The sequence below is a fragment of the Acidimicrobiia bacterium genome (assembly GCA_035948415.1).
In the GTDB taxonomy this organism is placed as follows: domain Bacteria; phylum Actinomycetota; class Acidimicrobiia; order IMCC26256; family PALSA-555; genus PALSA-555.
The window spans coordinates 1-26,861 of the sequence record DASZJD010000122.1 but is presented as its reverse complement, the minus strand read 5'-3'; the positions used below and the strand labels follow the sequence as shown (position 1 = coordinate 26,861).

26 protein-coding genes are annotated in these 26,861 nt (G+C 74.3%); 15 read left to right on the top strand and 11 right to left on the bottom strand.

Going from position 1 to position 26,861, the window contains the following annotated elements; all coding sequences use genetic code 11:
- The first annotated feature begins 109 nt into the window (after positions 1 to 109).
- Genes fae through VG869_16245 form a run of 4 tightly spaced genes read left to right on the top strand, consistent with a single transcriptional unit; the run spans position 110 to position 4,774 of the window.
- On the top strand, positions 110 to 640 hold the full coding sequence (gene fae / locus VG869_16260; protein HEV3452738.1) for a formaldehyde-activating enzyme: 531 nt from the start codon (positions 110 to 112) through the stop codon (positions 638 to 640).
- A gap of 1 nt (position 641) precedes the next feature.
- Positions 642 to 2,279, top strand: a complete 1,638-nt coding sequence (locus VG869_16255) for an NAD(P)/FAD-dependent oxidoreductase (GenBank protein ID HEV3452737.1) — start codon at positions 642 to 644, stop codon at positions 2,277 to 2,279.
- On the top strand, positions 2,279 to 3,868 hold the full coding sequence (locus VG869_16250) for an AarF/UbiB family protein (protein ID HEV3452736.1): 1,590 nt from the start codon (positions 2,279 to 2,281) through the stop codon (positions 3,866 to 3,868). Before VG869_16255 ends, VG869_16250 begins: the two co-directional genes overlap by 1 nt.
- Before the next feature lie 54 nt (positions 3,869 to 3,922).
- The gene (locus tag VG869_16245) at positions 3,923 to 4,774 is read left to right on the top strand and encodes a DNA-formamidopyrimidine glycosylase family protein (GenBank protein HEV3452735.1); all 852 of its coding nucleotides are present in this window, start codon (positions 3,923 to 3,925) and stop codon (positions 4,772 to 4,774) included.
- 28 nt (positions 4,775 to 4,802) lie between these two features.
- Here VG869_16245 and VG869_16240 read toward each other — a convergent pair whose 3' ends face one another.
- Both VG869_16240 and VG869_16235 read right to left on the bottom strand, forming a co-directional pair.
- Positions 4,803 to 5,306 carry a DUF427 domain-containing protein gene (locus tag VG869_16240; protein HEV3452734.1) on the bottom strand — a complete coding sequence of 168 codons (504 nt, stop codon included), beginning with the start codon at positions 5,304 to 5,306 and terminating at the stop codon, positions 4,803 to 4,805.
- A gap of 17 nt (positions 5,307 to 5,323) precedes the next feature.
- A complete protein-coding gene (locus VG869_16235; protein ID HEV3452733.1) occupies positions 5,324 to 6,280 on the bottom strand; it encodes a hypothetical protein in 957 nt (318 codons plus the stop codon).
- 61 nt (positions 6,281 to 6,341) lie between these two features.
- On the opposite strand from VG869_16235, the gene lgt reads away from it, so the two are divergent.
- From lgt to VG869_16205, 6 genes are read left to right on the top strand one after another with little or no spacing between them, the layout of a single operon-like run.
- Entirely contained in the window at positions 6,342 to 7,220 is an 879-nt protein-coding gene (gene lgt, locus VG869_16230) for a prolipoprotein diacylglyceryl transferase (protein HEV3452732.1), read from the top strand.
- Positions 7,221 to 7,245: 25 nt separating this feature from the next.
- Positions 7,246 to 7,998 (top strand): ABC transporter ATP-binding protein, encoded by a 753-nt coding sequence (locus tag VG869_16225; GenBank protein ID HEV3452731.1) that lies wholly within the window; start codon positions 7,246 to 7,248, stop codon positions 7,996 to 7,998.
- Positions 7,999 to 8,010: 12 nt separating this feature from the next.
- Positions 8,011 to 10,638, top strand: a complete 2,628-nt coding sequence (locus VG869_16220) for an ABC transporter permease (protein HEV3452730.1) — start codon at positions 8,011 to 8,013, stop codon at positions 10,636 to 10,638.
- Entirely contained in the window at positions 10,635 to 11,438 is an 804-nt protein-coding gene (locus VG869_16215; protein ID HEV3452729.1) for a glucose 1-dehydrogenase, read from the top strand. Before VG869_16220 ends, VG869_16215 begins: the two co-directional genes overlap by 4 nt.
- Before the next feature lie 9 nt (positions 11,439 to 11,447).
- Positions 11,448 to 12,638 carry an acyl-CoA dehydrogenase family protein gene (locus tag VG869_16210; protein ID HEV3452728.1) on the top strand — a complete coding sequence of 397 codons (1,191 nt, stop codon included), beginning with the start codon at positions 11,448 to 11,450 and terminating at the stop codon, positions 12,636 to 12,638.
- On the top strand, positions 12,635 to 13,420 hold the full coding sequence (locus VG869_16205) for an enoyl-CoA hydratase-related protein (GenBank protein HEV3452727.1): 786 nt from the start codon (positions 12,635 to 12,637) through the stop codon (positions 13,418 to 13,420). The genes VG869_16210 and VG869_16205 overlap by 4 nt, the downstream gene beginning before the upstream one ends.
- 3 nt (positions 13,421 to 13,423) lie before the next feature.
- Here VG869_16205 and VG869_16200 read toward each other — a convergent pair whose 3' ends face one another.
- The 3 genes from VG869_16200 to purE all read right to left on the bottom strand — a co-directional run bounded on the left by VG869_16200 (position 13,424) and on the right by purE (position 16,325).
- Positions 13,424 to 14,206 (bottom strand): TIGR03084 family metal-binding protein, encoded by a 783-nt coding sequence (locus VG869_16200; GenBank protein ID HEV3452726.1) that lies wholly within the window; start codon positions 14,204 to 14,206, stop codon positions 13,424 to 13,426.
- Positions 14,203 to 15,753, bottom strand: coding sequence for an AMP-binding protein (locus tag VG869_16195; GenBank protein ID HEV3452725.1), 1,551 nt, complete (start codon positions 15,751 to 15,753; stop codon positions 14,203 to 14,205). Before VG869_16195 ends, VG869_16200 begins: the two co-directional genes overlap by 4 nt.
- A gap of 104 nt (positions 15,754 to 15,857) precedes the next feature.
- Positions 15,858 to 16,325 (bottom strand): 5-(carboxyamino)imidazole ribonucleotide mutase, encoded by a 468-nt coding sequence (gene purE / locus VG869_16190; protein HEV3452724.1) that lies wholly within the window; start codon positions 16,323 to 16,325, stop codon positions 15,858 to 15,860.
- Positions 16,326 to 16,381: 56 nt separating this feature from the next.
- Between purE and VG869_16185 the strand changes: the two genes are divergently transcribed.
- Positions 16,382 to 17,347, top strand: a complete 966-nt coding sequence (locus VG869_16185; GenBank protein HEV3452723.1) for a nitronate monooxygenase — start codon at positions 16,382 to 16,384, stop codon at positions 17,345 to 17,347.
- Between the two features lie 31 nt (positions 17,348 to 17,378).
- Entirely contained in the window at positions 17,379 to 18,728 is a 1,350-nt protein-coding gene (locus VG869_16180; GenBank protein HEV3452722.1) for an FAD-dependent oxidoreductase, read from the top strand.
- Here the strand turns inward: VG869_16180 and gmd are convergent, their stop codons facing one another.
- On the bottom strand, positions 18,729 to 19,718 hold the full coding sequence (gene gmd, locus VG869_16175; protein HEV3452721.1) for a GDP-mannose 4,6-dehydratase: 990 nt from the start codon (positions 19,716 to 19,718) through the stop codon (positions 18,729 to 18,731).
- A 9-nt stretch (positions 19,719 to 19,727) separates the two neighbouring features.
- The gene (locus tag VG869_16170; protein HEV3452720.1) at positions 19,728 to 20,180 is read right to left on the bottom strand and encodes a DUF3151 family protein; all 453 of its coding nucleotides are present in this window, start codon (positions 20,178 to 20,180) and stop codon (positions 19,728 to 19,730) included.
- Positions 20,181 to 20,243: 63 nt separating this feature from the next.
- Here VG869_16170 and VG869_16165 point away from each other — a divergent pair, with 63 nt between their 5' ends.
- The 3 genes from VG869_16165 to VG869_16155 are packed head-to-tail and all read left to right on the top strand — an operon-like array spanning position 20,244 to position 22,251.
- Positions 20,244 to 20,984, top strand: a complete 741-nt coding sequence (locus VG869_16165; GenBank protein ID HEV3452719.1) for an MSMEG_4193 family putative phosphomutase — start codon at positions 20,244 to 20,246, stop codon at positions 20,982 to 20,984.
- The gene (locus VG869_16160) at positions 20,984 to 21,535 is read left to right on the top strand and encodes a DUF3090 family protein (protein ID HEV3452718.1); all 552 of its coding nucleotides are present in this window, start codon (positions 20,984 to 20,986) and stop codon (positions 21,533 to 21,535) included. Before VG869_16165 ends, VG869_16160 begins: the two co-directional genes overlap by 1 nt.
- Positions 21,517 to 22,251 carry an SCO1664 family protein gene (locus tag VG869_16155; protein ID HEV3452717.1) on the top strand — a complete coding sequence of 245 codons (735 nt, stop codon included), beginning with the start codon at positions 21,517 to 21,519 and terminating at the stop codon, positions 22,249 to 22,251. Before VG869_16160 ends, VG869_16155 begins: the two co-directional genes overlap by 19 nt.
- A 1-nt stretch (position 22,252) precedes the next feature.
- On the opposite strand, the gene VG869_16150 is transcribed toward VG869_16155, so the two are convergent.
- The 4 genes from VG869_16150 to VG869_16135 form a co-directional block, all read right to left on the bottom strand.
- Entirely contained in the window at positions 22,253 to 23,758 is a 1,506-nt protein-coding gene (locus VG869_16150) for a glycosyltransferase family 39 protein (protein ID HEV3452716.1), read from the bottom strand.
- Positions 23,759 to 23,839: 81 nt separating this feature from the next.
- Positions 23,840 to 25,477 carry an AMP-binding protein gene (locus tag VG869_16145; protein ID HEV3452715.1) on the bottom strand — a complete coding sequence of 546 codons (1,638 nt, stop codon included), beginning with the start codon at positions 25,475 to 25,477 and terminating at the stop codon, positions 23,840 to 23,842.
- Positions 25,478 to 25,508: 31 nt separating this feature from the next.
- Positions 25,509 to 25,865 carry a hypothetical protein gene (locus VG869_16140; GenBank protein HEV3452714.1) on the bottom strand — a complete coding sequence of 119 codons (357 nt, stop codon included), beginning with the start codon at positions 25,863 to 25,865 and terminating at the stop codon, positions 25,509 to 25,511.
- A gap of 11 nt (positions 25,866 to 25,876) precedes the next feature.
- Positions 25,877 to 26,861: Coenzyme F420 hydrogenase/dehydrogenase, beta subunit C-terminal domain (locus VG869_16135; protein ID HEV3452713.1), on the bottom strand; the 985-nt coding region annotated here is incomplete at its 5' end.

Sequence of the window (26,861 nt, the reverse complement as noted above, 5' to 3'; positions counted from 1 at the left end):
ACGAGCGTGCGCCCGGCGGGCTCCGCAAGGGTCGTGATCGGGTAGCGCGCGAGGTCGACGAGCCCCGCAGCCGCGGGCGTGCGCACGCGGCGAGTGTACGGTCGCCGCGGTGGGCAACGACACCGACGAGTTCGCGTGGCGCACCCAGATCGGCGAGGCGTTCGTCGGCGAGGGCGGCGACGCCGCACACCTCAACACGGTGCTCGGCCGGCGCGGCGGGCCGGTCGAGGTGGCCTGGACCACCGCCCTCGCCACGCCCCGCGCCGGGCACGTCCCGTTCGTCGTCGTGCTGCGTCCGAACCTGCCGGTCCAGCCGCCGACGCTGTTCGTCAACAAGGCGCCCCTGGCCGGGGCGCGCCACGAGGCGCTGTCCTGGGGCGCGGCGCAGGCCGGAGTCGCGGGTGGGGTCGCCGATGCCGTCGCCACTGGCGTCGTGCCCGGCGACGCGGTCGGCGGGCTCCTGTTGATCGCCGCGGTGTGGGTCTCGCCCGCGGCAGCCGACCAGGACGCGGTGTACGCGAACAACCGCGACGCCACGCTCGAGGCCCTGCGCGCGGGGGCTGCCGGAGGCCCGAGCGTGTCCGACGTGCTCAACGGCCGCGACGGGCCGCGCAACCCGTACTTCGCGGGTCCGCGTTGACGTGGCCGGCTCCTCGCCAGACGGCCGCGAGCCGGTCCGGGACCGCCGGGGCGCCGTCGCCGCGGTCGACGGGCGGGTGGGCCTCCCCGCCCCGGTCGCCGAGCTGGCGGCCCGGCGCTGGGACGTCGTCGTCGTCGGGGGCGGGCACAACGGGCTCACCGCCGCCGCCTACCTGGCTCGGGCGGGCCGCTCGGTGCTGGTGCTCGAGCGCCGTGAGCAGCTCGGTGGTGCGTGCACGATCGAGCGGCCCTTCGCCGACCGTCGGTTCGTCGTCAGCCCCTGCGCCTACCTGGTCGGGCTGCTCGACCCCGTCGTCGTCGACGAGCTCGACCTCGAGCGCCACGGGCTGCGCACCTTCTTGGTCGACCCGACCCAGTGGACGCCGTTCGAGGACGGAACCTCCCTCTACCAGTGGCGGGACGCGGCGCGCACGGCCCGGTCGGTCTCGGCCCTCAGCCCCCGCGACGTCGAGGGGTTCCTCGCCTACGACGCCCTCTTCGACCGCATCCGGGCCCGGCTTCGTCGCGGGCCCCTCGGCGACACCTGGGATGACCCGGCACCCGACCGCGCCGCGCTCGAGGCCGTCTTCGCCGACGACCCCGAGGCCCGTGAGGTGCTCGTCGACGCGCCGATCGCCGCTGTCATCGAGCGGCACGTGCACGACGAGCGGCTTCATTGCGCCCTGCACGGGCAGGGGATCATCGGCACGTTCGCGGGGCCGCGCGACCCCGGGACCGCCTGGGTCCACGCCCACCACCGGCTGGGCCTCCTCGGCGGATGGGGCTACGTCGAGGGTGGCGTCGGCCGGGTGTCGTTCGCGCTCGCCGATGCCGCGGTGGCGGCGGGCGCCGCGCTCGCGACCGGGACGTCGGTGGGGGCCATCGAGCCCGGTGAGGGGGTGCGGCTCGAGGGTGGTGAGCGGATCCACGCCGACGTGGTCGTCGCCAACGTCGACCCGAAGCAGACCGTCGCCTTGCTCGACGACCCGCCCCCAGCGTTCGCCCGCCGCGCCGCCGCCTTCCGAGCTCGAAGCCCGGTCCTCAAGATCAACTGCGCCCTCGCCCGCCTCCCCACCTTCTCGGCGGCCGGGGTCGATCCTGTGCACCGGGCCCAGGTCGAGATCACGGCGAGCGTCGACGCCACCCAGGCCGCGTGCGACGCTGCCCGCCGGGGCGAGCCTGGGCTCTCGTGGTGCGAGCTCTACTTCCAGACCGCGTACGACCGGACCGTCGCCCCTGCCGGCGCCCACACGATGAGCGTGTTCGCCCAGTACGTGCCGGACCCGGCGGCGCGCCAGCCGCCGCCCGATCGGGAGCGCCTGGCCGACGCCGCCCTCGCCGCCATCGCCCGGTTCGCGCCCGACGTCGACGACTGCGTGCTCGAGCGCCAGGTCCTGACTCCCGCCGACCTCGAGGCCCGGCTCGGCCTCACGGGCGGACACATCTTCCAGGGCGAGATCCTCCCCGACCAGATGTGGGAGCGCCGCTTCCCCGCCCGCACCCCGGTGCCCGGCCTGTACCTGTGCGGCGCCGCGACGCACCCGGGCGGCTCCGTGATCGCGAGGAACGGGCGCAACGCCGCCCTCGCGGTCCTGCGAGACCTCGTCGCCGGGCCGGCCGCCGGTGCCTCCGGGCCGTGATGGCTGCGGTCCCCGCGCCCGACGTCGCGTCCTTCGCGTTCACGGACCAGGGCCCGTGGGTCGTCGAACCCGAGGCCCTGGCCTGGAGGCGCGGCCTCGACGCCGTGCGGGCCCGCACCCGCCGCGAGGTGCCCGGGCTGCTCGGCACCCACCGCACGCCCCCGATCGGGCGACTCCTGCGGTCGATGGCCGGGCTCGGCCGCGCCGTGGGCGTGTGGTACCTGCGCGAGCGCGGCACGTCGGGGTCACGCCGGGGCCTGTCGTGGCGGCTGCGGCGCGCCTTCGAGCGGTTGGGCTCGACGTACGTGAAGCTCGGCCAGATCGTCTCGGCCTTCGAGGGGCTCTTCCCCGACGAGCTGGTGCTCGAGTTCAAGAAGCTCCGGGACCAGGTTCCGCCGGAGCGGTTCGAGGCGGTTCGGGCGGTCGTCGAGGCCGACCTCGGGGCCCCGCTCGAGCGGGTCTTCGAGCGCTTCGACGAGGTGCCGCTGGCGGCGGCGTCGATCGCCCAGGTCCACGAGGCCCGGCTCCGGACCGGGGAGGACGTGGTCGTGAAGGTGCAGCGCCCCCGCGTCGCCGCGCTCATGCGCGACGACGTGCGCGCCTTGGCCTGGCTGGCACCACACCTCATCGGGCGGATCCCGGTGGCGTCACTCGCCAACCCGCCGGCGCTCGTGGAGCTGTTCGCCGAGCAGATCGTCGAGGAGCTCGACTTCCGCCTCGAGGCGGAGAACATGCTCGACCTCGCCCGCGTCTTCGCGATCACCGAGCAGCGAGCGATGGTCGTGCCGCGGCCCCATCCGACGCTGGTGACCCAGCGCGTCCTCGTCATGGAGCGGCTGCGCGGCTTCGCCTTCGACGACGTCGAGTCGATGCACGCCGCCGGCGTCGACACGACCGCCGTGCTGCGCGCCGGGCTCATCACCTGCCTCGAGGGCGCGATGCTGCACGGTGTCTTCCACGGCGACCTTCACGGCGGCAACCTGCTGGTCCAGCCCGACGGTCGGACCGTCCTCTTCGACTTCGGCATCACCGGCCGACTGGCCGAGCCCCAACGACTCGCCTTCCTCCGCCTCCTCCTCACCGGGACCGCGGGGGACGTCCGCGGCCAGCTCGTCGCTCTGCGCGACCTCGGCGCGTTCCCGCTCGACACCGACCTGCAGGCGGTCTTCGAGGACCTTGAGCTGGACCAGCCCGTGAAGGACCCGACGCAGATGTCGGCCACCGAGATGGTCGACGAGCTGCAGGCCCTCGTCACCAAGCTGCTCGGGTACGGCGCGCACGCGCCGAAGGATCTCATGCTGTTCGTGAAGAACCTCATGTTCCTGAACGCGGCGACGGCGACGCTCGCGCCAGAGCTGGACCTGATCGGCGAGATCGTCCACATCCACGAGCACTTCCTGACCCACCACGGCGAACGGCTGGCGCGCGAGCTCGGGGTCGACCCGGCCTCGGCTCGGGTGAACGTCGACGCCATCAAGGCCGGCTTCCTCGTGCCCGCCGACGTCGAGCGGCTCACGTTCGCGGACCTCCAGGAGCGTCGCCGCACGATCATGCGGCGCATGGGGACGAAGCCCAGCCGCCGCCGCTGACCGACCGGCGGCCGGCCGCACGTGGCCACGGCGGGGCGCGGCAGACTGGCGCGCGTGCCCGAACTTCCGCAGATGCAGGCCCTGGCCGAGCGGCTCGACGCCGCGCTCCGCGGCCGCGTCCTCGTCGGCTGGCAGCCACTCGGGTTCGCGGGGCTCAAGACCGTCACGCCGTCACCCGACGTCGTCGTCGGGCGGACCGTGCGGCGGGTTGGGCGGCGGGGCAAGTACGTGGTGCTCGAGCTCGACGACGACCGGCGCGTGCTCGTGCACCTCTCGCAGGCCGGCCGGGTGGATCTGGAGCGGCCACCGAAGACCACCCGAGGCGGGAAGGGGGGCGTGGTGCGCCTCCGGTTCGCGAGCGACGAGGACGAGGTCGGGGTGCTCGTCCGCGAGCACGGCACCGAGCGGAAGGCGGCCTGGTGGGTGCTGGCGCCGGGGGACGACGGCCCGCTCGCGGGCCTGGGCCCGGAGCCGGACTCACCCGACTTCGAGGCGCTCGTCCGGACGGGTACGGACCGCCGCCGCGTGCACACCCTGCTCCGAGACCAGTCCACGGTGGCGGGGGTGGGTCGCGGCTACGCCGACGACGCGCTGTGGCGGGCCCGGCTCTCGCCCTACGCGACGCTGGCCGGGCTCGACGCCGACGAGCGGCAACGCCTGCTCGACGCGGTGCGGGCGGTGCTCGCCGAGGGACTCGAGAAGGAGCGGACCCGAGCCGGCGGGCTCTCCGAACCCAAGCTCGGCGGCCACTTCGAGGTGCACGGGCGCACCGGCGACCCGTGCCCCCGGTGCGGCGACCCGCTGCGTCGGGTCTCCTACGAGTCGTACGAGGTCACGTACTGCCCGCGGTGCCAGACCGACGACAAGGTCCTCGCCGACCGCCGGCTCTCGCGGCTCGTGAAGTGAGCCTCGCACCGCCGGCCTCGTGATCTCGTCACCAGCCCCGCGTCCCCGGCGCCCCCTTGAACGGCCCGACGACCCCGCTCGTGATCCAGCCTCCGTAGAAGCCGCCCGGCTGGGGGAGCGCGAGCTCGTCGTCGACGAAGCAGGCGTCCATGCGCCCGGGGCAGAACGCGACCGCGCCCGCCAGGGCGCCGTAGCCGCGGCTGGGACGGTCGTAGCCCCACGCGGCGTCGAGCTCGACGCGGGAGCCGCCGCGCACGGTCCAGTAGTGGGCCTCGCCCTTGAACTCGCACCACGACGACCGGCCGGTTCGGTCGAGGGCGTCCGGCGCCACGTCGTCGGCCGGGAAGTAGTAGTTCGGCGGGTGGCTCGTCTCGAGGACCCGCCAGGCCCGGCGGGTCTCCGCGATCACCAGCCCGCCGAGCACCACCCGGAGCCGCCGATCGCTGGGCTCGACGCGCGGCGGGCGCGGGTAGGCCCACACCGACTCCTGCCCCGGTCGGATCGGATCCGGCGTCGGTCGCGGACGAACCACCGGCCCAGGGTGTCAGGTCAGCAGGCGGTCACCGACCCGGTGTCGACGACGTCGAACTGGGATCCGGGCACCGTCTTCAGCTGGTTCAGGTCGTTGTCATCCCAGCGCGCGTCCGCGGCCCCGGTGATGTACCAGCTGGTGCCGTTGTCGGCGACGATCATCCCGTAGGTCTTCAAGGCCTGGAGGACCACGAGGGCCTGCCCGGTGTACCCGGCGAGCGAGAAGCCGGCCTTGAGGCGGAAGCGCATGCCCATCGCGGGCTCGTTCGGGTTCGTGTTCGACGACGCGCAGTGCCGGGCGGGGGCGACGTAGCCACGAAACGTGGTGTGGACGGTGAACCGCAAGGCGTGGTTGATGGCGCCGCCCGAGACGTCGTCGTAGCGCGCCAGGCCGGGGAAGATCGGCAGGCCGGCGGCGTCGGCGGACGTCCACCCGGCGGGGCGCAGCGCGTTCGACCGCAGGTCCCACGTCGCGCCCGAGCCGGCGTCCCAGTAGTTGCTCCGCGCCACGCCGTGGTACAGCTCGTAGAGGCGGCAGTGGTCCCGGTCGACGGTGATGACGTGACGGTCGCTGCCGCCCTCGACCGGCGCGCCGAGCGGCACCGGGAACGGGCCGGGGTCGGACTCGCCCGGGTACTCGGTGTAGTTGATGCCGACCGGCGCCTGGGATCCCGGCACGGTCACGTACGGGATCCCGTACGCCCCGCCGCCGCCGAAGTCGGCGTGCAGGTTCTGGTTGCCCGGTTCGTCGGCCAGCACCTGGTCGACGATCGCCTGCGAGTTCGGGAGCACGGGCGCCGTCGCGACGCTCGCGTTCCACGGGTTGTCGGCCGGGAACACCGGGCAGCCGTTGAGCGGGCCGTTCTGGTCCCCGGTCGCCGGACCCGGTGGCGGCCCCCCGCTCGGCGCCGGTGCGCACGCGGCGGCGACCAGCAGGGCCAGGAGCACGGCGAGGCGGCGGGGCCGGACGCTCATCGCCGCCAATATCGGCCGCGCGCCTCGAATCGTTGAGCCCAGCCCCTACGATCGGCCGCCGATGCCAATCCCCGGGTTCATCCCCAGCCCGTCGAACGGCACCGTCCACCTCGGGCCGATCCCCCTCCATATGTACGGACTGCTCCTGGCGGTGGGCGTCGTCGTCGCCACGCTGATCGCGGAGCGACGCTGGCAGCGGTGGGGCCACGACCGCCGTGAGATCGCCGACATCGTGGTGGTCGTCGTGATCTTCGGGGTGGTCGGCGCCCGCCTCTACCACGTGGCCACGGACTACCAGCTCTTCGAGGGCCATTGGATCCGAGTCCTCGAGATCTGGCGCGGCGGGCTCTCCATCTGGGGCGTGATCCTCGGGGGCGCGGCGGGGGTGGTGCTGATGACCCGGCGCCATCACCTCGACACGCTCGGGGTCATGGACGCCATGACCGCCGGGCTGCTCGTGGCCCAGGCCATCGGACGGTGGGGCAACTACTTCAACCAGGAGCTGTTCGGCGAGCCCACGCGCCTGCCGTGGGCGCTCGAGATCGCGCCCGTCCACCGCCCGAAGGGCTACGAGCAGTTCAGCACCTTCCATCCCATCTTCCTGTACGAGTCGCTGTACTGCTTGTTCCTGCTCGGCGTGCTGCTCTGGGTGGAGCGGCGATGGACGCTGCGCCGCGGCCAGTCCCTCGCGCTCTACGTCTCCACGTACACCTTCGGCCGCTTCTGGTTCGAGAACCTGCGCGTCGACCCCGCGCACGTCATCCTCGGGCTGCGGGTGAACGCCTGGGTGAGCCTCGGGGCGTGCCTCGCCGGCGCGGCGTGCTTCGTCTGGCTCGCCCGTCGCGGCACGGTGGACCGATCCCGCTACCCCGATCCCACGTCCCGCCGCGTTGCGGCGGGCGCGGAGACGGCCGGTGCCGCGTCGGAGCCCCTACGCTAGCGACGCCCCCCAGCCCGGAGACGCGGTGACCACGACCCGCCCCCCGATCCAGGTCGCGCTCGCGGCGCGCGCCGTCGACGCCTCGAAGGTCTACGGCGCGGGTGAGGCCGAGGTCCGAGCGCTCGACCACGTCAGCGTCGACTTCGAGCGCCGCAAGTACACCGCGATCATGGGCCCGTCGGGCTCGGGGAAGTCGACGCTGCTGCACTGCCTCGCCGGGCTCGACCGGCTCACGACCGGCCAGGTCTTCCTCGGCGACGTCGAGATCAGCGCCGCGTCCGAGAAGCAGCTCACGCTGATCCGCCGCGAGAGCATCGGGTTCGTCTTCCAGTCCTACAACCTGATCCCGACCCTGAACGCGCTCGAGAACATCACCCTGCCGATGGCCCTCGCCGGTCGGAAGCCCGAGGGGCCCTGGCTCGACCACGTGGTCGACATCGTGGGCCTGCGCGACCGGCTCACGTTCCGTCCGAACCAGCTGTCGGGCGGCCCGCCGCAGCGAGTGGCCATCGCCCGGGCGCTGGTGAGCCGCCCCGACGTGATCTTCGCCGACGAGCCCACCGGCAACCTCGACTCGCGGGCCGGCACCGAGATCTTGGAGTTCATGCGCCAGGCGGTGAACGACCTCGGTCAGACGATCGTGATGGTGACCCACGACCCGAACGCAGCCGGGTACGCCGACCGCGTCGTGTTCCTCGCCGACGGCCGGACCGTCGACGAGCTCGTCGGCCCGACGGCGGAGACCGTGCTCGATCGCATGAAGCGGCTCGGCGCCTGACGGGCACACGCCGTGGGCCGGGTCACGATCGAGCAGATCCTCGGGAAGAAGCTCCGGCTCCTCCTGACGTCGCTCGCCGTCGTGCTTGGGGTGGCGTTCATGGCCGGAGCCCTGGTCCTCACCGACACCCTCGGCACGGTGTTCGACAACGTCTTCGCCAGCGCCACGAAGGGCGTCGGCGCGGTCGTGCGGGCCCGGGCACCGTTCACGACCAAGGGCCGGAGCCAGAACGCGAACGACACCCGACCGCCGGTCCCTGAATCGCTCCTCGGCACGATCCGGGCCACGCCGGGCGTCGCCGCCGCCCAGGGAAACCTCCTGCGCTACGCGCTGGTCCAGGATCGCAACGGGCAGGCGATCCAGAACCAGGCGCCGGCGTTCGGCACGGTCTGGTACCCGACCCGAGGACGAGTCAACGAGGCCCTCGACCTCATCACCCGCTGGCACGGAGCCCGCTCGACGCCGCCGACGGCCGGCGACCAGGTCGGGCTCGACCGCACGACCGCCTCCGACGCCGGCTTCCGCATCGGCGACCAGGTGCAGATCGCGTTCGCCGCCACGCCGCCCCGGGAGTTCCGGCTGAGCGGCGTGTTCCGGTTCGGCGGCAACGACCAGGGGCTCGCCGGCGCCACGCTCGCCGCGTTCACGCCCGCCACCGCCCAGGCCGTGTTCAACGCGCCGGCCCAGCAGGGGACCTGGGACGAGTTCGACGTTCGGGCCACCGCGGGTCTCTCCCAGGCCCAGCTGCGCGACCGGCTCAACGCCTCCCTGCGCCGGGCCGGGCTCGGCGGCCAGTACGAGTCGATCACCGGCGCCCAGCTGGCCTCCGAGCAGAGCGGCAACGTCAAGGCCAACCTCTCCTTCTTCAACACCTTCCTGCTCGTCTTCGCGCTCGTCGCGCTCTTCGTCGGCGCCTTCATCATCTACAACACGTTCTCGATCACGGTGGCGCAGCGCATCCAGGAGCTGGGCCTGCTGCGAGCCCTCGGCGCGTCCGACCGTCAGGTCGTGGGCTCCGTCGCGCTCGAGGCCCTCGTCACCGGCGTGGTGTCGTCACTCCTGGGCCTGGGGCTCGGGATCCTGCTCGTGGCCCCGCTCCGGGCCCTGATCGGCGCCTTCGGGATCCAGCTGCCGACCGGCCCGCTGCAGATCCAGGCCCGCACCGTCGTGGTGGCGCTTGTCACCGGGACCCTCGTGACCTTCGTCGCCGCCCTGGCCCCGGCCCGGCGGGCGGCCCGGGTATCGCCGATCGCCGCCATCCGCGACCAGGCCGTCGCACCCTCGTCCGGTCGCCGCCGCTACGTGTGGGGCCTCGCCTTCGCGGTCATCGGCGCCGGCCTCTTGGCGGTCGGCCTCCTCAGCAACACGAACGCCGCGCTGGCGGTCGGCATCGCCGCCGGGCTCGTCTTCATCGGCGTGGCGATGCTCAGCCCGCTTCTCGCGCGCCCGGTCGCCCGAACCCTGACGCTCCCGGCGCAGTGGCTGCACAGCGTGACCGGCCTCCTGGCCCGGGAGAACGCGATGCGCAACCCGCGCCGCACCGCCTCCACCGCGGCGGCGCTCATGATCGGCCTCGCGCTCGTCAGCCTCATCTCGATCTTCGGAGCGTCGGCGAAGGCGTCGTTCGCCGACGCCATCGACAACCAGACCCGGGCCGACTTCATCCTGTCGCCGAAGCAGTTCCAGCCCTTCAGCCCGGGCGTGGCCCAGGCGGTCCGCGACGGGTTCGCCCGCATCAGCCGGCGGCCGGCCACCGTGGTCGAGTACCGAACCGGCACGGCGGAGGTCGCCGGCGCCACGCACGGGGTGTCGGGCCTGTCGAACGACTTCCAGGCGGTCTCGAACGTCCCGGTCCGCGGGTTCAACCGCGCCGCCTTCGCCCGGGGCGGCGTCCTGGTGTGGAAGGACGCGGGCGCGCAGTGCGGCCCGACGGGCACCGCCGCCTGCGACCCCGGCTCCACGATCGCGGTCCGGTACCCGGTGGGGCCGGCGGCCCGGCTCCCCGTCGCGGGCGTGGTCACGGACCGCAAGGCGCTGCCGATCCCGACCGACTACCTCGTGCCCCTCGTCGGTTGGGAGCAGCACTTCCCGCAGACCCTGGACCTCTACGTGATCGTGCTGAAGCCGGCGAACGTGTCGACCGACCAGGCGCAGGCGGTCGTGAGCGGGGCCGCCCGCCGGTTCGGCGGCATCAACGCCCAGAACAAGGCCCAGTTCAAGGACAGCCAGCTGGCGCAGTTCAACCAGATCCTCGGGCTCGTGTACGTGCTGCTGCTCTTCGCTGTCATCATCGCCCTCATCGGGATCGTGAACACGCTGGCCCTCTCGATCTACGAGCGCACCCGCGAGATCGGCCTCTTGCGCGCGGTGGGCATGACGCGCGTCCAGCTGCGCCGAATGGTCCGCGGCGAAGCCGTCGTCGTCGCCGTCTTCGGATCCCTGCTCGGCCTCGTCATCGGGGTCGGGTTCGGTGGCGCCATCGTCCGCGCCTTGCACAACCAGGGCATCGGCCTCACCATCCCGGTCGGCCAGCTCGTCCTCTTCGTCGTCCTCGCTGCGCTCGCCGGGCTGCTCGCGGGGTGGCTGCCGGCCCGGCGTGCCGCGCACCTCGACGTCCTCCAGGCGATCGGCACCGAGTGAGCGGCGACCTCGCCGGCCGAGTGACGTTGGTCACCGGCGCCGCCCGCGGCGTCGGCGAGGCGACGGCGCGGCGGCTCGCCGCTGACGGGGCCCGCGTCGTCCTCGCGGACGTGCGGGACGAGCTCGGCGCGGCCGTCGCCGAGGACCTCGCCCCGGTCGGCCGCTACGAGCACCTCGACGTCACCGACGAGTCGGCGTGGCGACGAGTCGTCGACGGGATCGGCGGGCTCGAAGGGCGGCTCGACGTCCTCGTCAACAACGCCGGGATCCTGCGCGTCGGCGGACTGGTGTCCACCACCCCCGAGGCGTTCCTCGAGGTCGTGCGCGTGAACCAGCTCGGGCCCTTCCTCGGCATGCGCGCCGCCGCGCCCCTGCTCATCGACTCCGGCTGCGGCTCGATCGTCAACGTGTCGTCCACCCAGGGCATCGAGGGCTACGCCGGGCTGCTCGCGTACGTGGCCAGCAAGTTCGCCCTCCGCGGCCTGACCAAGGCGGTCGCCCTCGAGCTGGCGCCGCACGGGGTCCGGGTCAACTCGATCCACCCGACCGGCGTCGACACCCCGATGCTGGCCGAGACCTGGCCCGCGCTCGGCGGCGAGCAGGCCGCCGGCGTGGCCAGCTCGCAGATCCCGCTCGGGCGGCTCTGTCGCCCCGATGAGGTCGCGGCGCTCGTCGCGTTCCTCGCCTCCGACCAGTCGTCGTTCAGCACCGGCGCCGAGTTCCTCATCGACGGCGGCGCCACCGCCGGGCCGTGGCAGCCGCGGCGGCGGACCGGCACCGAGCCCGGGTCCCGTTCATAGGATCCAGCCATGGACCGTCGCGCCCTCCGGGCCGAAGCCCGGGCCGCGTTCGACGAGCTGCTCACCACCGGTCGGCCGGACCGGCCCGTCACCGTGCTCGGGGCCGGCGCTGACGACCTCGCCCCCGGCCGGGCCTTCCTCGCCGCCCTGGCGCCCGGCGGCTGGGTGGTGCCGACGTGGCCCGGTGACGCCGGTGGCCGCGACGCCAGCGTCGACGACGCCGGCGTCATCGCCGAGGAGCTGGCCCGGTTCGAGACCCCGGACTTGTACCCCTACCTCGTCGGCCTCCACGTGGTCGGCCCCACCCTCCTGGCCCTCGCCACCCCCGACCAGCGCCGGCGGTGGCTCCCCGCGATCGTCGACGGACGCGAGATCTGGTGCCAGCTCTTCTCCGAGCCCGGCGCGGGGTCGGACCTCGCCAACGTCAGCGCCCGGGCCGAGCGCGACGGCGACACCTGGCGGGTGACGGGCCAGAAGGTGTGGAGCAGCCGCGCGGCGTACGCGGCGTGGGGCTTCCTCCTCGCCCGCACCGATCCCGACGTCCCGAAGCACCGCGGGATCACCGCCTTCGCGCTCGACATGCGCGCGCCCGGCGTCGACGTCCGCCCGCTGCGCCAGATGAACGGTGACGCCCACTTCAGCGAGGTCTTCCTCGATCGGGCGCCGCTCGTCGACGCCGACCGCATCGGCGAGCCCGGCGCCGGCTGGCGTGTCGCCCGGACCGCGCTCGCCAACGAGCGAGGCGCGCTCGGGACCGTCAGCGCCGGCACCTCCGTCTCGAGCCGCCGGCTGGCGGCGCTGGCCCGCCGCCGGGGTCGGGCCGACGAGCCGGTGGTGCGCGAGCGGGTCGCGGCCGCGCACGTGGCGTCGGAGGTGGCGCGCCTCACTCGGGCCCGGGCCCGGGCCCAGGCCGAGGCCGGCCGCACCCCGGGCCCCGAGGGCTCGGGCGCCAAGCTCGCGGCCAGCGCCACCTTCAAGGCGCTGACCGAGGCGGGGATCGGCGTGCTCGGGCCGGGTGGGGTAGCCGGCGCCGACCCGACCGCCGACGAGTGGCGGACGTTGTTCCTCACCGCGCCGTCGGTCTCGATCCGAGGCGGCACCGACGAGATCCAGCGCAACATCGTCGGCGAGCGGGTGCTGGGGCTGCCGCCCGAGGCCCGGGTCGACACCGACCGCCCGTGGCGAGACGTGCCGCGATGAGCGGGCCGACGGTCCTCGTCGACGTGGCCGACGGCGTGGCCCGGGTGACACTGAACCGTCCCGACGTCGCCAACGCCATCGACCCGGGACTCGCCGACGCGCTGGCCGACGCCACGCGGGGGCTGCGCGCCCGTGACGACGTGCGCGTCGTCCTCCTCGCCGGCGCCGGCGCGCGCTTCTGCGGCGGCGGCGACGTGCGCGGGTTCGCCGCCGCCGGCCAGCAGCTCGGCGAGCACCTCCGCCGCATCCTGACCCCGCTGCACCGCGCCGTCGCCGACCTCGACGCGATCGGTGCGCCCGTCGTCGCGGCCGTGCAGGGCACCGCCGCCGGGGCGGGGCTGGCGCTCGTCGCCGGCGCCGACCTCGTCGTGGCGGCCGCAGGAACCCGCTTCGTGCTCGCGTACACCGGCATCGGCCTCGTTCCCGACGGCGGCTCGACCTGGCACCTGCCGCGGCTGCTCGGACGGCGGCGCGCCGCCGAGCTCGCGTTCACGAACCGGGTGCTCGACGCCGACGAGGCGCGGGACTGGGGGCTCGTCACCCGCGTGGTGCCCGGCGACCAGCTGGCCGCCGAGGTCGACGGCCTCGTCGCCAGCCTGGCGGCGGGACCGGCGGTGGCGCTGCGCGCCACGAAGCGGCTCCTCCGCGACCCGTCCCCGTCCCTCGACGAGCAGCTGGCCCGGGAGGCCGCCGCGATGGCGCACGCGGGCGGGACGGCGGACGCGTGGGAGGGCGCGGCCGCCTTCGTGGCGAAGCGCCCGCCGGTCTTCGGGCGGGGGTGAGCCTCAGGAGAAGCGGGGCGGCCGCTGCGCCGTCGGCGGGCCCGCGAAGGCTTGCGCGATCGCGATCCACGCCTCGGCGACGGGGCCGGAGACCTCGAGGGCGGTGTCGGCCGGGTTGGCCCGCTGCGTGACGACGAGGCAGAAGTCGAGCGCCGGGCCGCGGACCCGGTCCTCGCCGGCCTCGCCCCAGGTCCAGTCCTCGCCGTCCGGTCCCTGCAGCTCGACTCGGACGGCGGCGGTCGGGGGCGCCAGCCCCCGCGACTCGTAGGCGAAGGCCCGGGTGCGCACGCCGAGGTCGGCGACGTGTCGCAGCCGGGCCGACACCTCGGGCGGCTCGCCGAGGGCGTCACGGACGTCTTGGCCGTGGGCCCAGGTCTCCATGATCCGGGCGGTGACGAACGACATCGCCGACATGGGCCCGGCCATCCAGACCACCCGGTCGCGCGGCGCGCGGCGCGCGAGGGCGGCGCGGACGGCCGCGCTCGAGCCGAGCCACCAGGCGCGCACCTCGGCGCCCGGCATCGTCCGTCCGGCCCCGACCAGGGCGTCGCTGCCGGCGTCCTGGAGGCCCTCCCGCCGGGTCACGAACTCGTCGGGCTCGTGGAGCGCCGACCAGGCCAGGTCCTCGGAGAAGGCGAGGTGCGCCACCGAATCGCGCACGTCCCAACCCGTGGCCGGCGTGGGGGTGGCCCAGTCGTCGACGCTCAGGTCGGCGACGACGCGATCGAGCGCCGCCGTCTCGGCCTCGAGCGCGGCGAGCACGCCGGCGTAGTCGGGGCGGCTCACACGATGCGGCTCTGCTTCGAGCCCCAGTAGCGGTCCCGCAGCAGCCGCTTGTAGAGCTTTCCGGTGGGCTGGCGGGGCAGCTCGGCCTCGAAGTCGATCGCGCGCGGGCACTTGTAGTGCGCCAGGTTGGTCCGGCAGAAGCCCATGAGCTCGCGTTCGAGCTCCGGGCCCGCCGTCGCCGGCTCGACCGGCTGCACGACCGCGTGGACCCGCTCGCCCATCTCCGCGTCGGGGATGCCGAACACGGCCGCGTCGAGCACGCGCGGATGGGTGACGAGGAGGTTCTCGGCCTCCTGGGGGTAGATGTTGACGCCGCCAGCGACGATCATGAAGTCCCGTCGGTCGGTCAGGTACAGGTAGCCGTCGTCGTCGAGGTAGCCGATGTCGCCGACGGACGCCCAGCCCCGGTCGTCGCGGACGTGGGCCGTCTTCTCCGGGTCCTTGTGGTACTCGAAGGAGAGCGTGCGCGCGCCGGGCTCGAACCACACCACCCCGGCGACCCCGGTCGCGCACTCGCGGCCGTCGTCGTCGAGGATGTGCACCGCCGACGCGAAGGGCTTGCCGACCGATCCCGGGTGGGCGAGCCACTCCTGGCTCGTGATCATCGTCGAGCCCATCCCCTCGGTGGCGCTGTAGTACTCGAAGAGGATCGGACCCCACCACTCGATCATCTGACGCTTGATCTCAACCGGGCACGGCGCCGCCGCGTGCACCGCGATGCGGAGCGATGACAAGTCGGCGGCGCGTCGGTCGTCCTCGGGGAGCTTCAGCATCCGCACGAACATGGTGGGGACGAACTGGGCGTGGGTGACGCGGTAACGCTCGATCGCGGCCAGGCACGCCTCGGGGTCGAAGTGCTCGAGGACGATCACGGTGCCGCCGATGCGGGTGACCGCGATGCAGAACTGGAGCGGCGCGGAGTGGTACAGCGGCGCCGGCGACAGGTACACGCTGTCCTCGTCGAGCCCGTACGTGGTGGCGAAGCCGCTCAGCATCGCGGCCGGGTTGCCGATCGGGGCGCGCTCGAGCCGATACTTGATCCCCTTCGGCCGACCCGTGGTGCCCGACGAGTAGAGCATGGCGTGGCCCTCGAGCTCCTCGGCGAGCGGCTCGGCCGGATACGCGGCCACGGCCTCGTCGTAGGCCTCGAACCCCTCCGGCACCTTCGGACCGACGCAGAGGCGGGTGACGACGCGCGCGGGGAGCCGGGCCGCCAGCTCCGGGGTGGCGAAGGCGCTCGACACGACGAGGGCGGCGGCGTCGCAGTCGTCGAGGATGTAGGCGACCTCCTCGGCGTTGAAGTGGTAGTTGATCGGCGTGAAGTAGAGCCCGGACCGCTGCGCGGCCCAGCACACCTCGAGGTACTGGGCGTGGTTCTCCATGAGGATCGCCACGTGGTCGCCGAACCGCAGGCCCCGGGCGAAGAGCAGCTGGGCCAGGCGGTTCGAGCCGTCGTCGAGGGCGCGGTACGTGACCGTCTCGCCCGTGCCCGCCATGACGACGGCCGGATGCTCGGGGCGGCGCTCGGCGTGCGGCGCGGGCCACATCAGGGACCAGTCGGACGGCCCGGCCGGGCTCGCCACGCGTGCACGCCGGCGACGCTACTCACGGGAGCTGTCGACGGCGCCAGCCGCGCCGGGCGGGTCGACGCTCAGGCTCGGCCACGGACGGCGTCGTCCCGGGCCCGCACCGCAGCCGCCAGATCGGCCTGGTACCGCTCGAGCCGTCCTCGCAGCTCCTCGTCGGTGGTGGCGAGGACCCGAATCGCCAGCAGCGCCGCGTTCGTGGCGTTCCCGATCGCGACCGTCGCCACCGGCACGCCGCGGGGCATCTGCACGATCGAGAGCAGCGAATCGAGACCGTCGAGCCGCTCGAGCGGCACGGGGACGCCGATCACCGGGAGCGTCGTCATGGCGGCGGTCATCCCGGGCAGGTGGGCGGCGCCGCCGGCGCCGGCGATGATCACGCGGAGCCCGCGGCCGGCGGCGTCGTGCGCGTACTCAGCCAGCCAGTCGGGGGTCCGGTGGGCGGACACGACCCGCACCTCGTGGTCCACGCCGAACTCGGCCAGCACGTCCACCGCGTCCTGCATGACGCGCAGGTCGGAGTCGCTGCCCATGATGACGCCGACCAGCGGCGAGGAGGCCGCCACGGGAGCGACGTTAGCCTGCTCGCATGCGCACTCGACTGACCGATCTGTTGCAGATCGAGTACCCGGTCATGCTCGCCGGCATGGGCGGCGTCTCTTACCACCGTCTGGTCGCCGCGGTGTCGGAGGCCGGCGGCTTCGGCACCCTCGGCGCCGGGGCGATGAGCCCCGACCAGGTCGTCGACGAGATCCGCGCCACGAAGGCGTTGACGGCGAAGCCCTTTGGCGTCGACCTGCTCACCGCGCTCCCCGCGCAGATGCTCGAGAGCATCGACGCGATCGTGGACGAGAAGGTGCCGGTCTTCGTCGCCGCGCTCGGCGTGCCGCGCGACGTCATCGAGCGCTGCCACCGCAACAACGTGCTGGTCGTGAACATGTGCGGCAAGGTGCGCCACGCCGTCGCCGCGGTCGAGGCCGGCTGCGACCTCGTCGTCGCCCAGGGCACCGAGGCCGGCGGCCACACCGGCACCGTGGCGACGTTCCCGCTGGTCCCCCAGGTCGTGGACGCGGTGGGGGACCGCGTGCCGGTGGTCGCCGCCGGCGGCATCTTCGACGGCCGCGGCCTGGCCGCCGCGTTGACGCTCGGCGCCGACGGCGTCTGGGTCGGCACCCGCTTCATCGCCACGCCGGAGGCCCGTGCCGTCCCGGGCTACAAGGACGCGCTGATCCGCACCCCCGAGGACGGCACCGTGGTGAGCCGGGCCTTCACCGGCAAGACGCTGCGGGCGGTGCGCAACCAGACCACCCAGCACTACGAGGACCACCCCGAGGAGCTGCGGCCCTTCCCCGACCAGATGCTCGTCTCCACCGGCGGCGGATTCCTGCACCTGCCCCAGGGCGACGAGGCCACCGGCGTCGACCCGGACCGCGAGTGCTACCCCGCCGGCCAGGGGATCGGCGCCATCCACGACCTCGTCCCGGCCGGCGAGCTGGTGCGCCGCTTCGTCGACGAGGCCGAGCGGGCCCTCGACGTCGCGGTCTCGGCTCGGTGACCGCCCCGGCCGCCCCGTCCCGGTCCGGGCGTTGACCGAGCGGCTCGTCGTCGTTGGTGGAGACGCCGCCGGCATGACCGCGGCCGCCACCGCCCGCCGGCGGCGCGCGGCCGAGCGGCTCGAGATCGTCGCCCTCGAGCGCGGCGAGTACACCTCCTACTCGGCGTGCGGGATCCCGTTCCTCGTCGCCGGCGTCGTCGAGGACCCGGACGCCCTCATCGCCCGGAGCCCCGAGGAGCACCGCCGACGCGGGATCGACGTGCGGACCGGCCACGAGGCGGTGGCCGTCGACCTCGAGCGCGGCGCGGTCCGGGTCCGCCGCCGGGCCGACGGGGTCGAGACGTGGGAGGGCTTCGACCGCCTGGTGCTCGGCACCGGGTCCACGCCCCGCCGGCCGTCCCTGCCGGGCGTGGACGCCGACGGGATCTACGGGGTCCAGACCCTCGGCGAGGGGCTGGTCCTGCGGGACGCGCTGGCCCGTCGGCCCCAACACGCGGTCCTGGTGGGCGGCGGGTACGTGGGCCTCGAACTCGGCGACGCCCTGCGCCACCGGGGCCTGGAGGTGACCCTCGTCGAGGCCTCGGAGCAGCCGATGAGCACCCTCGACCCGGAGATGGGCGCGCTCGTCGCCGACGCCCTCCGGGCCGTGGGCATCACCGTCCACGTCGGCGAGGAGGTCGAGGGCTTCGACGTCGAGGACGGCGCCGTGCGCGCGGTGCGGACCTCGGCCCGGACGCTGCCCGCCGACGTCGTGATCCTCGGCCTCGGCGTGACCCCGAACGTGGCGCTGGCCGCCGACGCCGGGCTCACGGTGGGGACCACCGGGGGGATCGCCGTCGACGACCACGCCCGCACCTCCGCCGACGGCGTCTTCGCCGCCGGCGACTGCGCCGAGACGTTCCACCGGGTGTCGAGGCGGCCCGTCGTCGTGGCGCTCGGGACGCACGCGAACAAGCAGGGCCTGGTCGCCGGCATCAACGCCACCGGCGGGGACGCCGCCTTCCCGGGGGTGGTCGGAACCGCGGCGGTCAAGGTGTGCCGCTACGAGGTGGCGCGAACCGGGCTCAACGAGCGCGAGGCCGCCGAGGCCGGCCTCGACGCCGACGCGGTGTCGATCGAGGCGACGAGCCGGGCCGCCTACATGCCGGGGGCAGCGCCGATGCGCGTGCGCGTCGTGGCGGAACGAGGCTCCGGGCGGCTGCTCGGCGCCCAGATCGTCGGCGAGGAAGGGGCGGCGAAGCGGATCGACGCCCTCGCCACCGCGATCTGGAACGAGATGACGGTCGAGGAGGTGGCGTGGCTCGACCTCTCGTACGCCCCGCCCTTCGGGCCGGTCTGGGACCCGACCCTCGTCGCGGCACGCGCCGCCCGTCGGCGCTGACTAGCGGTTGAGCTCGGCGCGCGCGGCTTCCTCCGCGAGGTCGGCCTCGTACATCATCCGCACCAGCTCGGCGAAGGTGACCTGCGGCTTCCACCCGAGCCGCTCTCGCGCCTTCGAGGCGTCGCCGCAGAGCAGGTCCACCTCGGCCGGGCGCTCGAAGCGGGGGTCGGTCCGCACGTACCGCTCCCAGCCGTCGAGGTCGGCGCACCGGAAGGCGAGGTCGAGGAACTCGCGGATCGTGTGGGTCTCCCCGGTGGCGATCACGTAGTTGTCCGGCTCGTCCTGCTGGAGCATCAGCCACATGGCCTCGACGTAGTCGCCGGCGTAGCCCCAGTCCCTCGCCGCGTCGAGGTTGCCGAGGGTGAGCGACTCCTGGAGGCCGAGCTTGATCCGGGCCAGGCCGTTGGTGATCTTCCGGGTCACGAACTCGAGACCGCGGCGGGGCGACTCGTGGTTGAAGCAGATGCCCGACGAGGCGTGCATCCCGTACGACTCCCGGTAGTTGACCGTGATCGAGTGGCCGAACACCTTCGCCACCCCGTAGGGAGAACGGGGGTGCAGCGGGGTGTTCTCGGTCTGCGGGGTCTCGCGCACCTTCCCGAAGATCTCCGAGGACGACGCCTGGTAGAAGCGGATCGGGTTGTCCTCCCCCCCGACGATGCGGATGGCCTCGAGCATGCGGAGCACCCCGAGCCCGGTGGTGTCGGCGGTGAGCTCGGGCTGGCGGAACGACAGGGCGACGAAGCTCATCGCGCCGAGGTTGTAGACCTCGTCTGGCTGCACGTGCTCGAGCGCGGCGATCAGCGACGACAGGTCCCGCAGGTCCCCCTCGACGAGCTCGAGGGACGGGTTCTCGTCCTGCACCAGCTGGATCTTCGGGTTGTTCTGACCTCGGACCAGCCCGAAGACCTGGTAGCCCTTGCCGGTCAGGAACTCCGACATGTGCCGGCCGTCCTGGCCCGTGATCCCGGTGACGAGCGCTCGTCGCATCCCGTGACCCTATCGGGCGTCGGTGGGCCCGAAGCCAGCCCAGTCCGGGTCCAGCTGCCGGCGGAAGGCGACCGCCCGCTCGACCTCGGGTGCCTCGCCGAGGGCGGCGGCGGCCCGGCGGAGCCCGTCGAGGGCGCGGAGGAAGCCCCGGTTCTCGGGGTGGGCCCAGCGCACGTAGCCCGAGCCCCGCCACCCGGCCGCCCGGAGCCGGTCGAGCCCGCGGTGGTAGGCGACGCGGTAGCAGGCGTACGCCTCGACGTCGTCCCGCGCCAGGTCGCCGAGCCGAGCCCAGGCGTCGAGGCAGGCGGGCCAGCGGGCCACGACGGCCGCCACCGCCTCCCGCCGCGACGTGGTCGGAGCCTCGAGGGCCGCCGAGAGGGCCGCGAGCGCGTCACGCGGCTCCGGGTCGAGCACGGTCTCGTCGAGCCCGCCGGGACGCAGGTGCACGGGCAGGTCGGCCACGGCCCCGGACCGTAGCGGCCGCCCGGCGGCGCGCCGAGCGGCCGCCGGTACGATCGGGCCACGATGCCCGAGGCGACGACCGTCCGCCCGCCTGTCGACGCGCCCGCTCCCGACGGCAGCGCGCCGCCGGCGCGTCCGGCACCGGTCACCCGCCTCGTGCTGGCCCGCCACGCGGTGACGGCCCAGACCGGCCCGCAGCTGTCGGGCCGCCAGCCCGGCATCGACCTGTCGGAGGAGGGGCGACGGCAGGCCGAGGCGCTCGCCGACCGCCTGGCCGACCTGCCCGTCGCCGCCGTCTACGCGAGCCCGATCGAGCGGACGACCCAGACCGCCCGCGCCGTCGCCGAGCGGCACGGGCTCGAGGTCCAGGCCCTCGACGGGGTGCTCGAGGCCGACTACGGGGAGTGGACGGGCCAGCAGCTCGCCGAGCTGGCCAAGACCGACCTCTGGAAGGTGGTGCAGCGGGCCCCGTCCCGGGCCCGCTTCCCGGGCGGCGAATCGCTGGCGGCCATGCAGGCCCGCATGGTCGCGGCCCTCGACGCCGTCGTCGCCGCCCACGCCGGCGAGCTCGTGGTGGTCGTGTCGCACGCCGACCCGATCAAGGCCGCGATCGCCCACTACACCGGCGTGCACCTGGACCTCTTCCAGCGCATCGTGATCTCCCCGGCGTCGGTGAGCGCCTTCGCCTTCTCCGGGTACGGGGTCGCCATGCTCACGTGCAACGACACCGGGTCGCTCGACGACCTGCGTCCCGCTCCCCCCACCGACGAGGGCCCGGCGTCGGACGGCGAGGAGCAGCCGTGATGCCCGACCCGATCGAGCTCGACCCCGTCGACGGGCTCGGCGCCGGTGCCGTCGGCGAGCCGGGCCAGCGGGCCTTCTACCTGCAGGCCCGCAAGGAGCGGGCCCAGCTCACCGTGCTGGTCGAGAAGGAGCAGGTGGCCCTGCTCGCCACCGAGGCGGTGGCGTTCCTCGACCGGATCGCCGACGAGTACCCCGAGGACGCCGTCGCGGTGCCGAGCGCCGAGGCGGAGCTGCGGGAGCCCACCGTGCCGCTGTTCCGCGCCCGCCTCATCGGGCTGGGCTTCGACCCCGACCGCCAGCTCGTCCTCATCGAGCTGCGCGAGCGCTCCTCCGACGACGAGGACGAGGAGGAGCCCGCCCCGGCGCCCGAGCCGGCGCCGGCCGACGAGGAGGAGGGGGAGGGCTTCGTCGCCCGCCTCTACGCCACCCGGCCCCAGGTGCGGGCCATGGCCGCCCGGGGCGCCGCCGCCGTGGCCGCCGGTCGTCCGGCGTGCCCGCTCTGCGACCAGCCGATGGACCCCGCCGGCCACCGGTGCCCCCGCTGGAACTGAACGGCGACGAGGTCGCGGAGGTCCTCGCCCACGGGGACCTCGAGGTGCTCGGGCGCCTCCGGTACTCGTCGAACGGCGCCTTCCTGGTGCAGGCCACGGCCGGCGGGGTCGAGGTGCCGGCCGTCTACAAGCCCCGGCGCGGCGAGCGGCCGCTGTGGGACTTCCCGGACGGCACCCTCGGGCGCCGCGAGGTCGCCGCCTACGAGGTGTCGCACGCCCTCGGCTGGGGCGTGGTCCCGGTCACGGTGCTGCGGCCCGACGGGCCGCTCGGGGAGGGGGCCCTGCAGCGATTCGTCGACCACGACCCTGAGGAGCACTACTTCACGCTGCTCCCCGACCACGAGGCCCGCTTCCGCGAGTTCGCGGCGTTCGACGTGCTCGTGAACAATGCCGACCGCAAGGGCGGGCACTGCCTCCACGACCTCGCCAACGACGTGATCCTTGGCATCGACCACGGGCTGACCTTCCATCGGGCCTGGAAGCTCCGCACGGTGATCTGGGACTTCGCCGACGAGCCGCTGCCGCCGGCGGTCGGCGAGGACGTGTGCCGGGTCAGCGAGGAGGCCGTCGACGGGCCGCTGGCCCGCCGCCTCGACGGGCTGCTGTCGCCACCCGAGCTGGCCGCGCTCAGCGTGCGGGCGGGCGACCTGGGCCGGGCGGGCCGCTTCCCGGCTCCCGAGCCGGGCTACCACTCGGTGCCGTGGCCGCTGGTCTGACCTAGTCGGGCCGCTTCTGGTAGACGGCGAGCCCGTCGATCGAGCCGTCGAAGCGGTACTGGCTGTCGACGATGGCCTCGAGCCGCGGGAACCGGCCGATCGGCGTGTACTGCGCGCCGCGGATGGCGGCCGGCGCGGTGTCGACGATGAACTGCGGCGGGTGCGACGCCAGGTCCTCGTAGAACCAGTCCCACACCAGGTTGCTCGAGCTCTCCGGCGCGGCGTCGCGTGCGGGCCGGCCCGGGAAGCTGTTCGTGAGCGTCGAGATCGTGAGCAGGCGCGTCGCCGGCCGCAGGTTCGACGCCCAGTAGATCTCGGGCACGTTGCCCCAGACCAGCACCCGGCCCTTCTTCCCGGCGTGGGTGGCCAGGAACCTGCTCACCGTCTGGTACCTCGGCTCGCGGCCGTACGGGGTCATGAAGTAGCCGGCGGCCGAGAAGGCGATGGCGGCGGCGGCCGCGAACGCGATGGTCGCGGTGCCGAGCCGTCGCCACGTCCGGGCGAGCGAGCCGGCGGTGAGCAGGCACAGGGGTGGGACGAGCTGGATGTAGTAGTGCCCGAAGAAGCGGAGGCCGAGCGCCACCGAGACCGCGGCCGAGATCAGCCAGAGCCACAGGTCGGTGTCGGTGCCACCGTCGGCGGCGCGGCGGTGACGCGCTCGCCACGCGTACGGGAGCCGCCACACGATCGGCAGGTTGCAGGCCGCGAACGCGAGCGTCATGAGGATGAGCGTCGAGACCACGACCAGCGACGCGGCGCGCACGCTGACGTAGGACCCGTTGCCGACCACGGTCCAGTACACGAGCTGGCCCGGGCCGAGCGCGAACGCGACGAGCCCCAACGGCGCCGCGAAGCCCACTGCGGCGCGCGCCGCGCCCTGCCGGCCGCGGGCCTTCCACACCAGGTAGAAGACGGGCAGCAGGGTGGCCGCGCCGGTCTGCTTGGCGAGGGTCGCGATCGCGACTGCGGCGCCCGACGACGTGGCGCGCCCGCGCCGCGCCAACAGGACCGCGGCGGTCATGGCCGGGAGCATGAACACCTCGAAGTTGGCGGCCTGGCCGTCCTGAGGCGCGAACGCCACCATCGCGAGCACGAGGAGCAGTCCGGCCGTCCACCCGGCGCGCTCGCCCCAGCGTCGGCGCGCCTCCACCGCGACCATCCAGGCCGTGAGCGCGATCGCCAGCATCGCCATGACCCGCACGGTCCACAGGGCGGTCGAGCCGAAGAACTCGAAGGACGCGGCGTAGACGTAGGGAACGAGCGGCGGCTTGCGGTCGGCGGCCTCCCGATAGAGGTTGCCGCCGTCGCGGATGACGTGCGCCTGCGTGGCGAGGAAGGTCTCGTCGGAGTTGAAGACGTCGACGAAGAACGCGGGGAGGCGCAGCGCGACGGTCAGCAGCAGCAGGGCGGCGAAGAGCCGCCAGGCCGGCCGCCCGCCGCGGCGGGGTGCCGGCTCGGGGAGGCGGGCCGTGGGCTCGCGGACCGCCCCCGGGGCCGGGGAGGGCATCCGTTCATTCTGGCCGGTGGCGGGCCGTGGCGCTGATCGGGCCACGCCGCGCCCCGCGGCGGCCGGCGGCGGCCCGGGGCGTCAGGCCGGCGCGAGCGCGTCGTCGAGGTACTGCGAGCGACACCGGGACCGCTGCAGCTTCCCCGACGACGTCTTCGGCAGGCTGCCCGCCTGGACGAGCACGACCTCGAGGGGGGGCACCCCGACGACGTCGCAGACCCGGTCGACCACCGTGTCGTGGAGACGCTCCGGGTCGTCGAGCCGGGTCTCGGCGACGACCACGATTCCCTCCTTGCCCCGCCGGCCCGGCATCCCGAAGGCGACCACGTTGCCGGCCCGGACCCCCGCCACCGAGCCCGCGGCCCGCTCGATCTCCTCGGGGAAGACGTTGCGCCCCCCGATGATGATCACGTCCTTCAGCCGTCCGCAGACCACGATCTCGCCGTCGGCGAGGTAGCCGAGGTCTCCGGTGCGGAGCCAGCCGTCGTGGTCGGTGGCTGCGGTGACGTCGTCGCGGCGGAAGTACCCCGGGGTGACCGAGGTGCCACGGAGCTCGAGCTCGCCGACCTGGCGCTCGACGGCGGGGGCGCCGGTGTCGGGGTCGCAGACCCGGACCTCGAGGCCGCGCAGCGGCCGGCCGAGGCGGGCCAGGCGGCGGGCGCGGGCACCGCCGGCGGGCGTCGCGTAGCCGTCCCGCTCGAGGCCGTCGCGGTCCACCGTGTCCACCGTCATGCCCGTCCCCGGGTCCGGGAACGAGACGGCGAGGGTGGACTCGGCCATCCCGTACACGCAGAACGCCGTCTTGACGTCGAGGCCGTGGCGGGCGCCGGCGTCGAGGAACCGCTCGACCGACGCCGGGTCGATCGGCTCGGCGCCGTTCAGGCCCAGCCGCCAGCCCGACAGGTCGAGGCCCTCGAGGCGCCGCAGGGCCCGGGCCGCGAGCGCGTACCCGAAGTTCGGCGCGCAGGTGACGGTGCCGCGGAAGTCGGACATCCAGCGCATCCAGTCGCCCGGCGCGGCGAGGAAGTCGGTCGGGGCGGCCAGCACCAGGTCGAAGCCGGTGAGCATCGGCGTCATGAGCAGCCCGATCAGGCCCATGTCGTGGTAGAGGGGCAGCCACGACACGCCGCGGTCGTCCGGACCGAGCGCCGCCGCCTCCACGATGGCGTCGATGTTCTGGAGGACGCACCGGTGGGGGAGCATCACCCCCTTCGGGTCGGCGGTCGAGCCGCTGGTGAACTGCAGGAGCGCGAGCGCCTCGGGGTCATCCGGCGGCCGCTCCCAGTCGCGGGGGCGGCCGCGCAGCTCGGCGAGGCCGACGACCGGTGGGTCGCCCGCCTCGAGCGCCACGAATGGCGCCAGCTCGGCGTCGACGACGACGAGCGTGGCCTCGGCGTTGCGGACGCGCCGGCGCGTCTGGAGGGTGAACTCGTCGAGCGAGCCGAGGCGCAGCGGCAGCGGGAGGCACACGACCGTGGCGCCGGCCAGCCACACCGCCTGGATGGCGGTGACGAGGGGACGGGAGGTCGGCCCGAGCAGCGCCACGTGGTCGCCGGGTCCGACCCCCCGGGCTTGGAGGGCGGCGGCGGCGGCCTGGGCGTCCTCGTGGAGCCGGCCCCAGGGGACCGGCTCGACGCCCCCGTCGGCGACCGAGCCCACGAACGTCAGCGCGGTCGGCGACCCGGCCGAGGCCTCGAGGCGCGAGACGACAGTCTCCACAACGCGTCCGACCCGCGCCGTCGCCGCGGCGTTACGACGCCGCCGCGGCGCCGGACCCGGGGCGGCCCGCGCGCGCGCCGTCGGAACCGGCCGCGATTGCCGAAGCGGGGTCACGGAAGAACGCCGAGCGGGCCAGGACCCGGTCGGCGCCGGCGGCCCGAGCCGCGCTGAGGGCGTCGGCGTCGACGTGGGGTCCGAACGCGACGATCCGAGCCTCCGGCCTCGCCGCCCGGACGAGGGCCAGGTCGGCGGCGTGGCGGGCCAGGTCGACGACGACGACGTCGACCGGGCCGAGGCCGCCCGGGTCGGTCAGGAAGGTGGTGGCGGGCAGCGCGGCGGCGAGCCGGGAGCGGTCGAGCAGGTCGTCGACGAGGGCTGCGACGAGCATCGCCGGCGGCGCTACGCGCCGACGAGCCGGGGCGCGTCGACGGAGCTGGTCTCGGGCCACCGGGCCCGCTGCTTGCGGGCGAGCTTGTGGAGCAGCTCGATGGCTCCGGGGTCGTCGTCCCCGGGCCGAACGTCGATCCAGCCGTCGGCGAGCATCCCGTCCATGACCTCGCGCCCGGGCTCGGTCCGCACCAGCGTCAGCGTCCAGTCGTTGAAGGCGCCGATCCCCCCGGTCGAGATGTCGGCGTGCTCGGCCGCGAAGTCGGGGCACAGCTTGCAGCCCTCGCGGGTCCAGGCGTGGCACTCCTTGAGCGGCACCTCGTGGTAGGCGCCGTCGTGCATCCAGATCTGGAGCCGACCCTTGATGTTCATCTTCTTGATGTCGGCCCGCTTGAGCCCGTATTTGGCGTCGAGCAGCTCGTCGAAGATGGCGTCGTCGAAGGTCTTCGAGCAGAGCAAGCCGATGTTCAGGCTCAGCCGTCGCGCCACCTTGCCTGCCCGTCGCTGCTTCATCACCGGCGGCACCGAGCTCTGGCACGACATCCCGACGAGCGCGATTCGCTCGGCACCGGCGGCGACCGCGTCGGCGTACGCCAGCGTGTTGGCGGAGTAGGTGTACCGGCTCCCGGCCGAGGCCACGATGTCCTCCTTCGTCCGGGCGACGCCGGGCACCGCCTTCCAGGTCGACCCGTCACCCTCGAGGTACGAGACGAGGGCAGCGTCGATGATGTCGTGCTCGAGGCAGTAGAGGAGGATGGCTGACACGAGCCCTCCGTCCTGGCCGACCTCGGCCAGGACCGGGTCGGTGGCGCGGGCCAAGACGATGTCGGCGCTGATGCCGGCGACCTCGTCGGCGGCCCGGACGCGCCCGAACAAGAACTCGTCGATCTCGGGCTCCCAGGCCCGGAAGCGGGGGCAGGCCCGGGTGCAGCTGGTGCAGCCCTTCTGGCCGTGCGAGCAGTCGTCGGGCCCGAACCCGTCTTCGGTCTGGAAGGGC

What these genes read in the sequence shown, in the direction of transcription:
- VG869_16195 (HEV3452725.1), bottom strand. Translation starts at nt 15,753, where the DNA reads ATGTGGCCCGCGCCGCACGCCGAGCGCCGCCCCGAGCATCCGGCCGTC.
- VG869_16205 (HEV3452727.1), top strand. Translation starts at nt 12,635, where the DNA reads ATGAGCGGGCCGACGGTCCTCGTCGACGTGGCCGACGGCGTGGCCCGG.
- gmd (HEV3452721.1), bottom strand. Translation starts at nt 19,718, where the DNA reads ATGCGACGAGCGCTCGTCACCGGGATCACGGGCCAGGACGGCCGGCAC.
- VG869_16150 (HEV3452716.1), bottom strand. Translation starts at nt 23,758, where the DNA reads ATGCCCTCCCCGGCCCCGGGGGCGGTCCGCGAGCCCACGGCCCGCCTC.
- VG869_16140 (HEV3452714.1), bottom strand. Translation starts at nt 25,865, where the DNA reads ATGCTCGTCGCAGCCCTCGTCGACGACCTGCTCGACCGCTCCCGGCTC.
- VG869_16165 (HEV3452719.1), top strand. Translation starts at nt 20,244, where the DNA reads ATGCCCGAGGCGACGACCGTCCGCCCGCCTGTCGACGCGCCCGCTCCC.
- VG869_16235 (HEV3452733.1), bottom strand. Translation starts at nt 6,280, where the DNA reads ATGAGCGTCCGGCCCCGCCGCCTCGCCGTGCTCCTGGCCCTGCTGGTC.
- VG869_16210 (HEV3452728.1), top strand. Translation starts at nt 11,448, where the DNA reads ATGGACCGTCGCGCCCTCCGGGCCGAAGCCCGGGCCGCGTTCGACGAG.
- VG869_16160 (HEV3452718.1), top strand. Translation starts at nt 20,984, where the DNA reads ATGCCCGACCCGATCGAGCTCGACCCCGTCGACGGGCTCGGCGCCGGT.
- VG869_16185 (HEV3452723.1), top strand. Translation starts at nt 16,382, where the DNA reads ATGCGCACTCGACTGACCGATCTGTTGCAGATCGAGTACCCGGTCATG.
- lgt (HEV3452732.1), top strand. Translation starts at nt 6,342, where the DNA reads ATGCCAATCCCCGGGTTCATCCCCAGCCCGTCGAACGGCACCGTCCAC.
- purE (HEV3452724.1), bottom strand. Translation starts at nt 16,325, where the DNA reads ATGGGCAGCGACTCCGACCTGCGCGTCATGCAGGACGCGGTGGACGTG.
- VG869_16250 (HEV3452736.1), top strand. Translation starts at nt 2,279, where the DNA reads ATGGCTGCGGTCCCCGCGCCCGACGTCGCGTCCTTCGCGTTCACGGAC.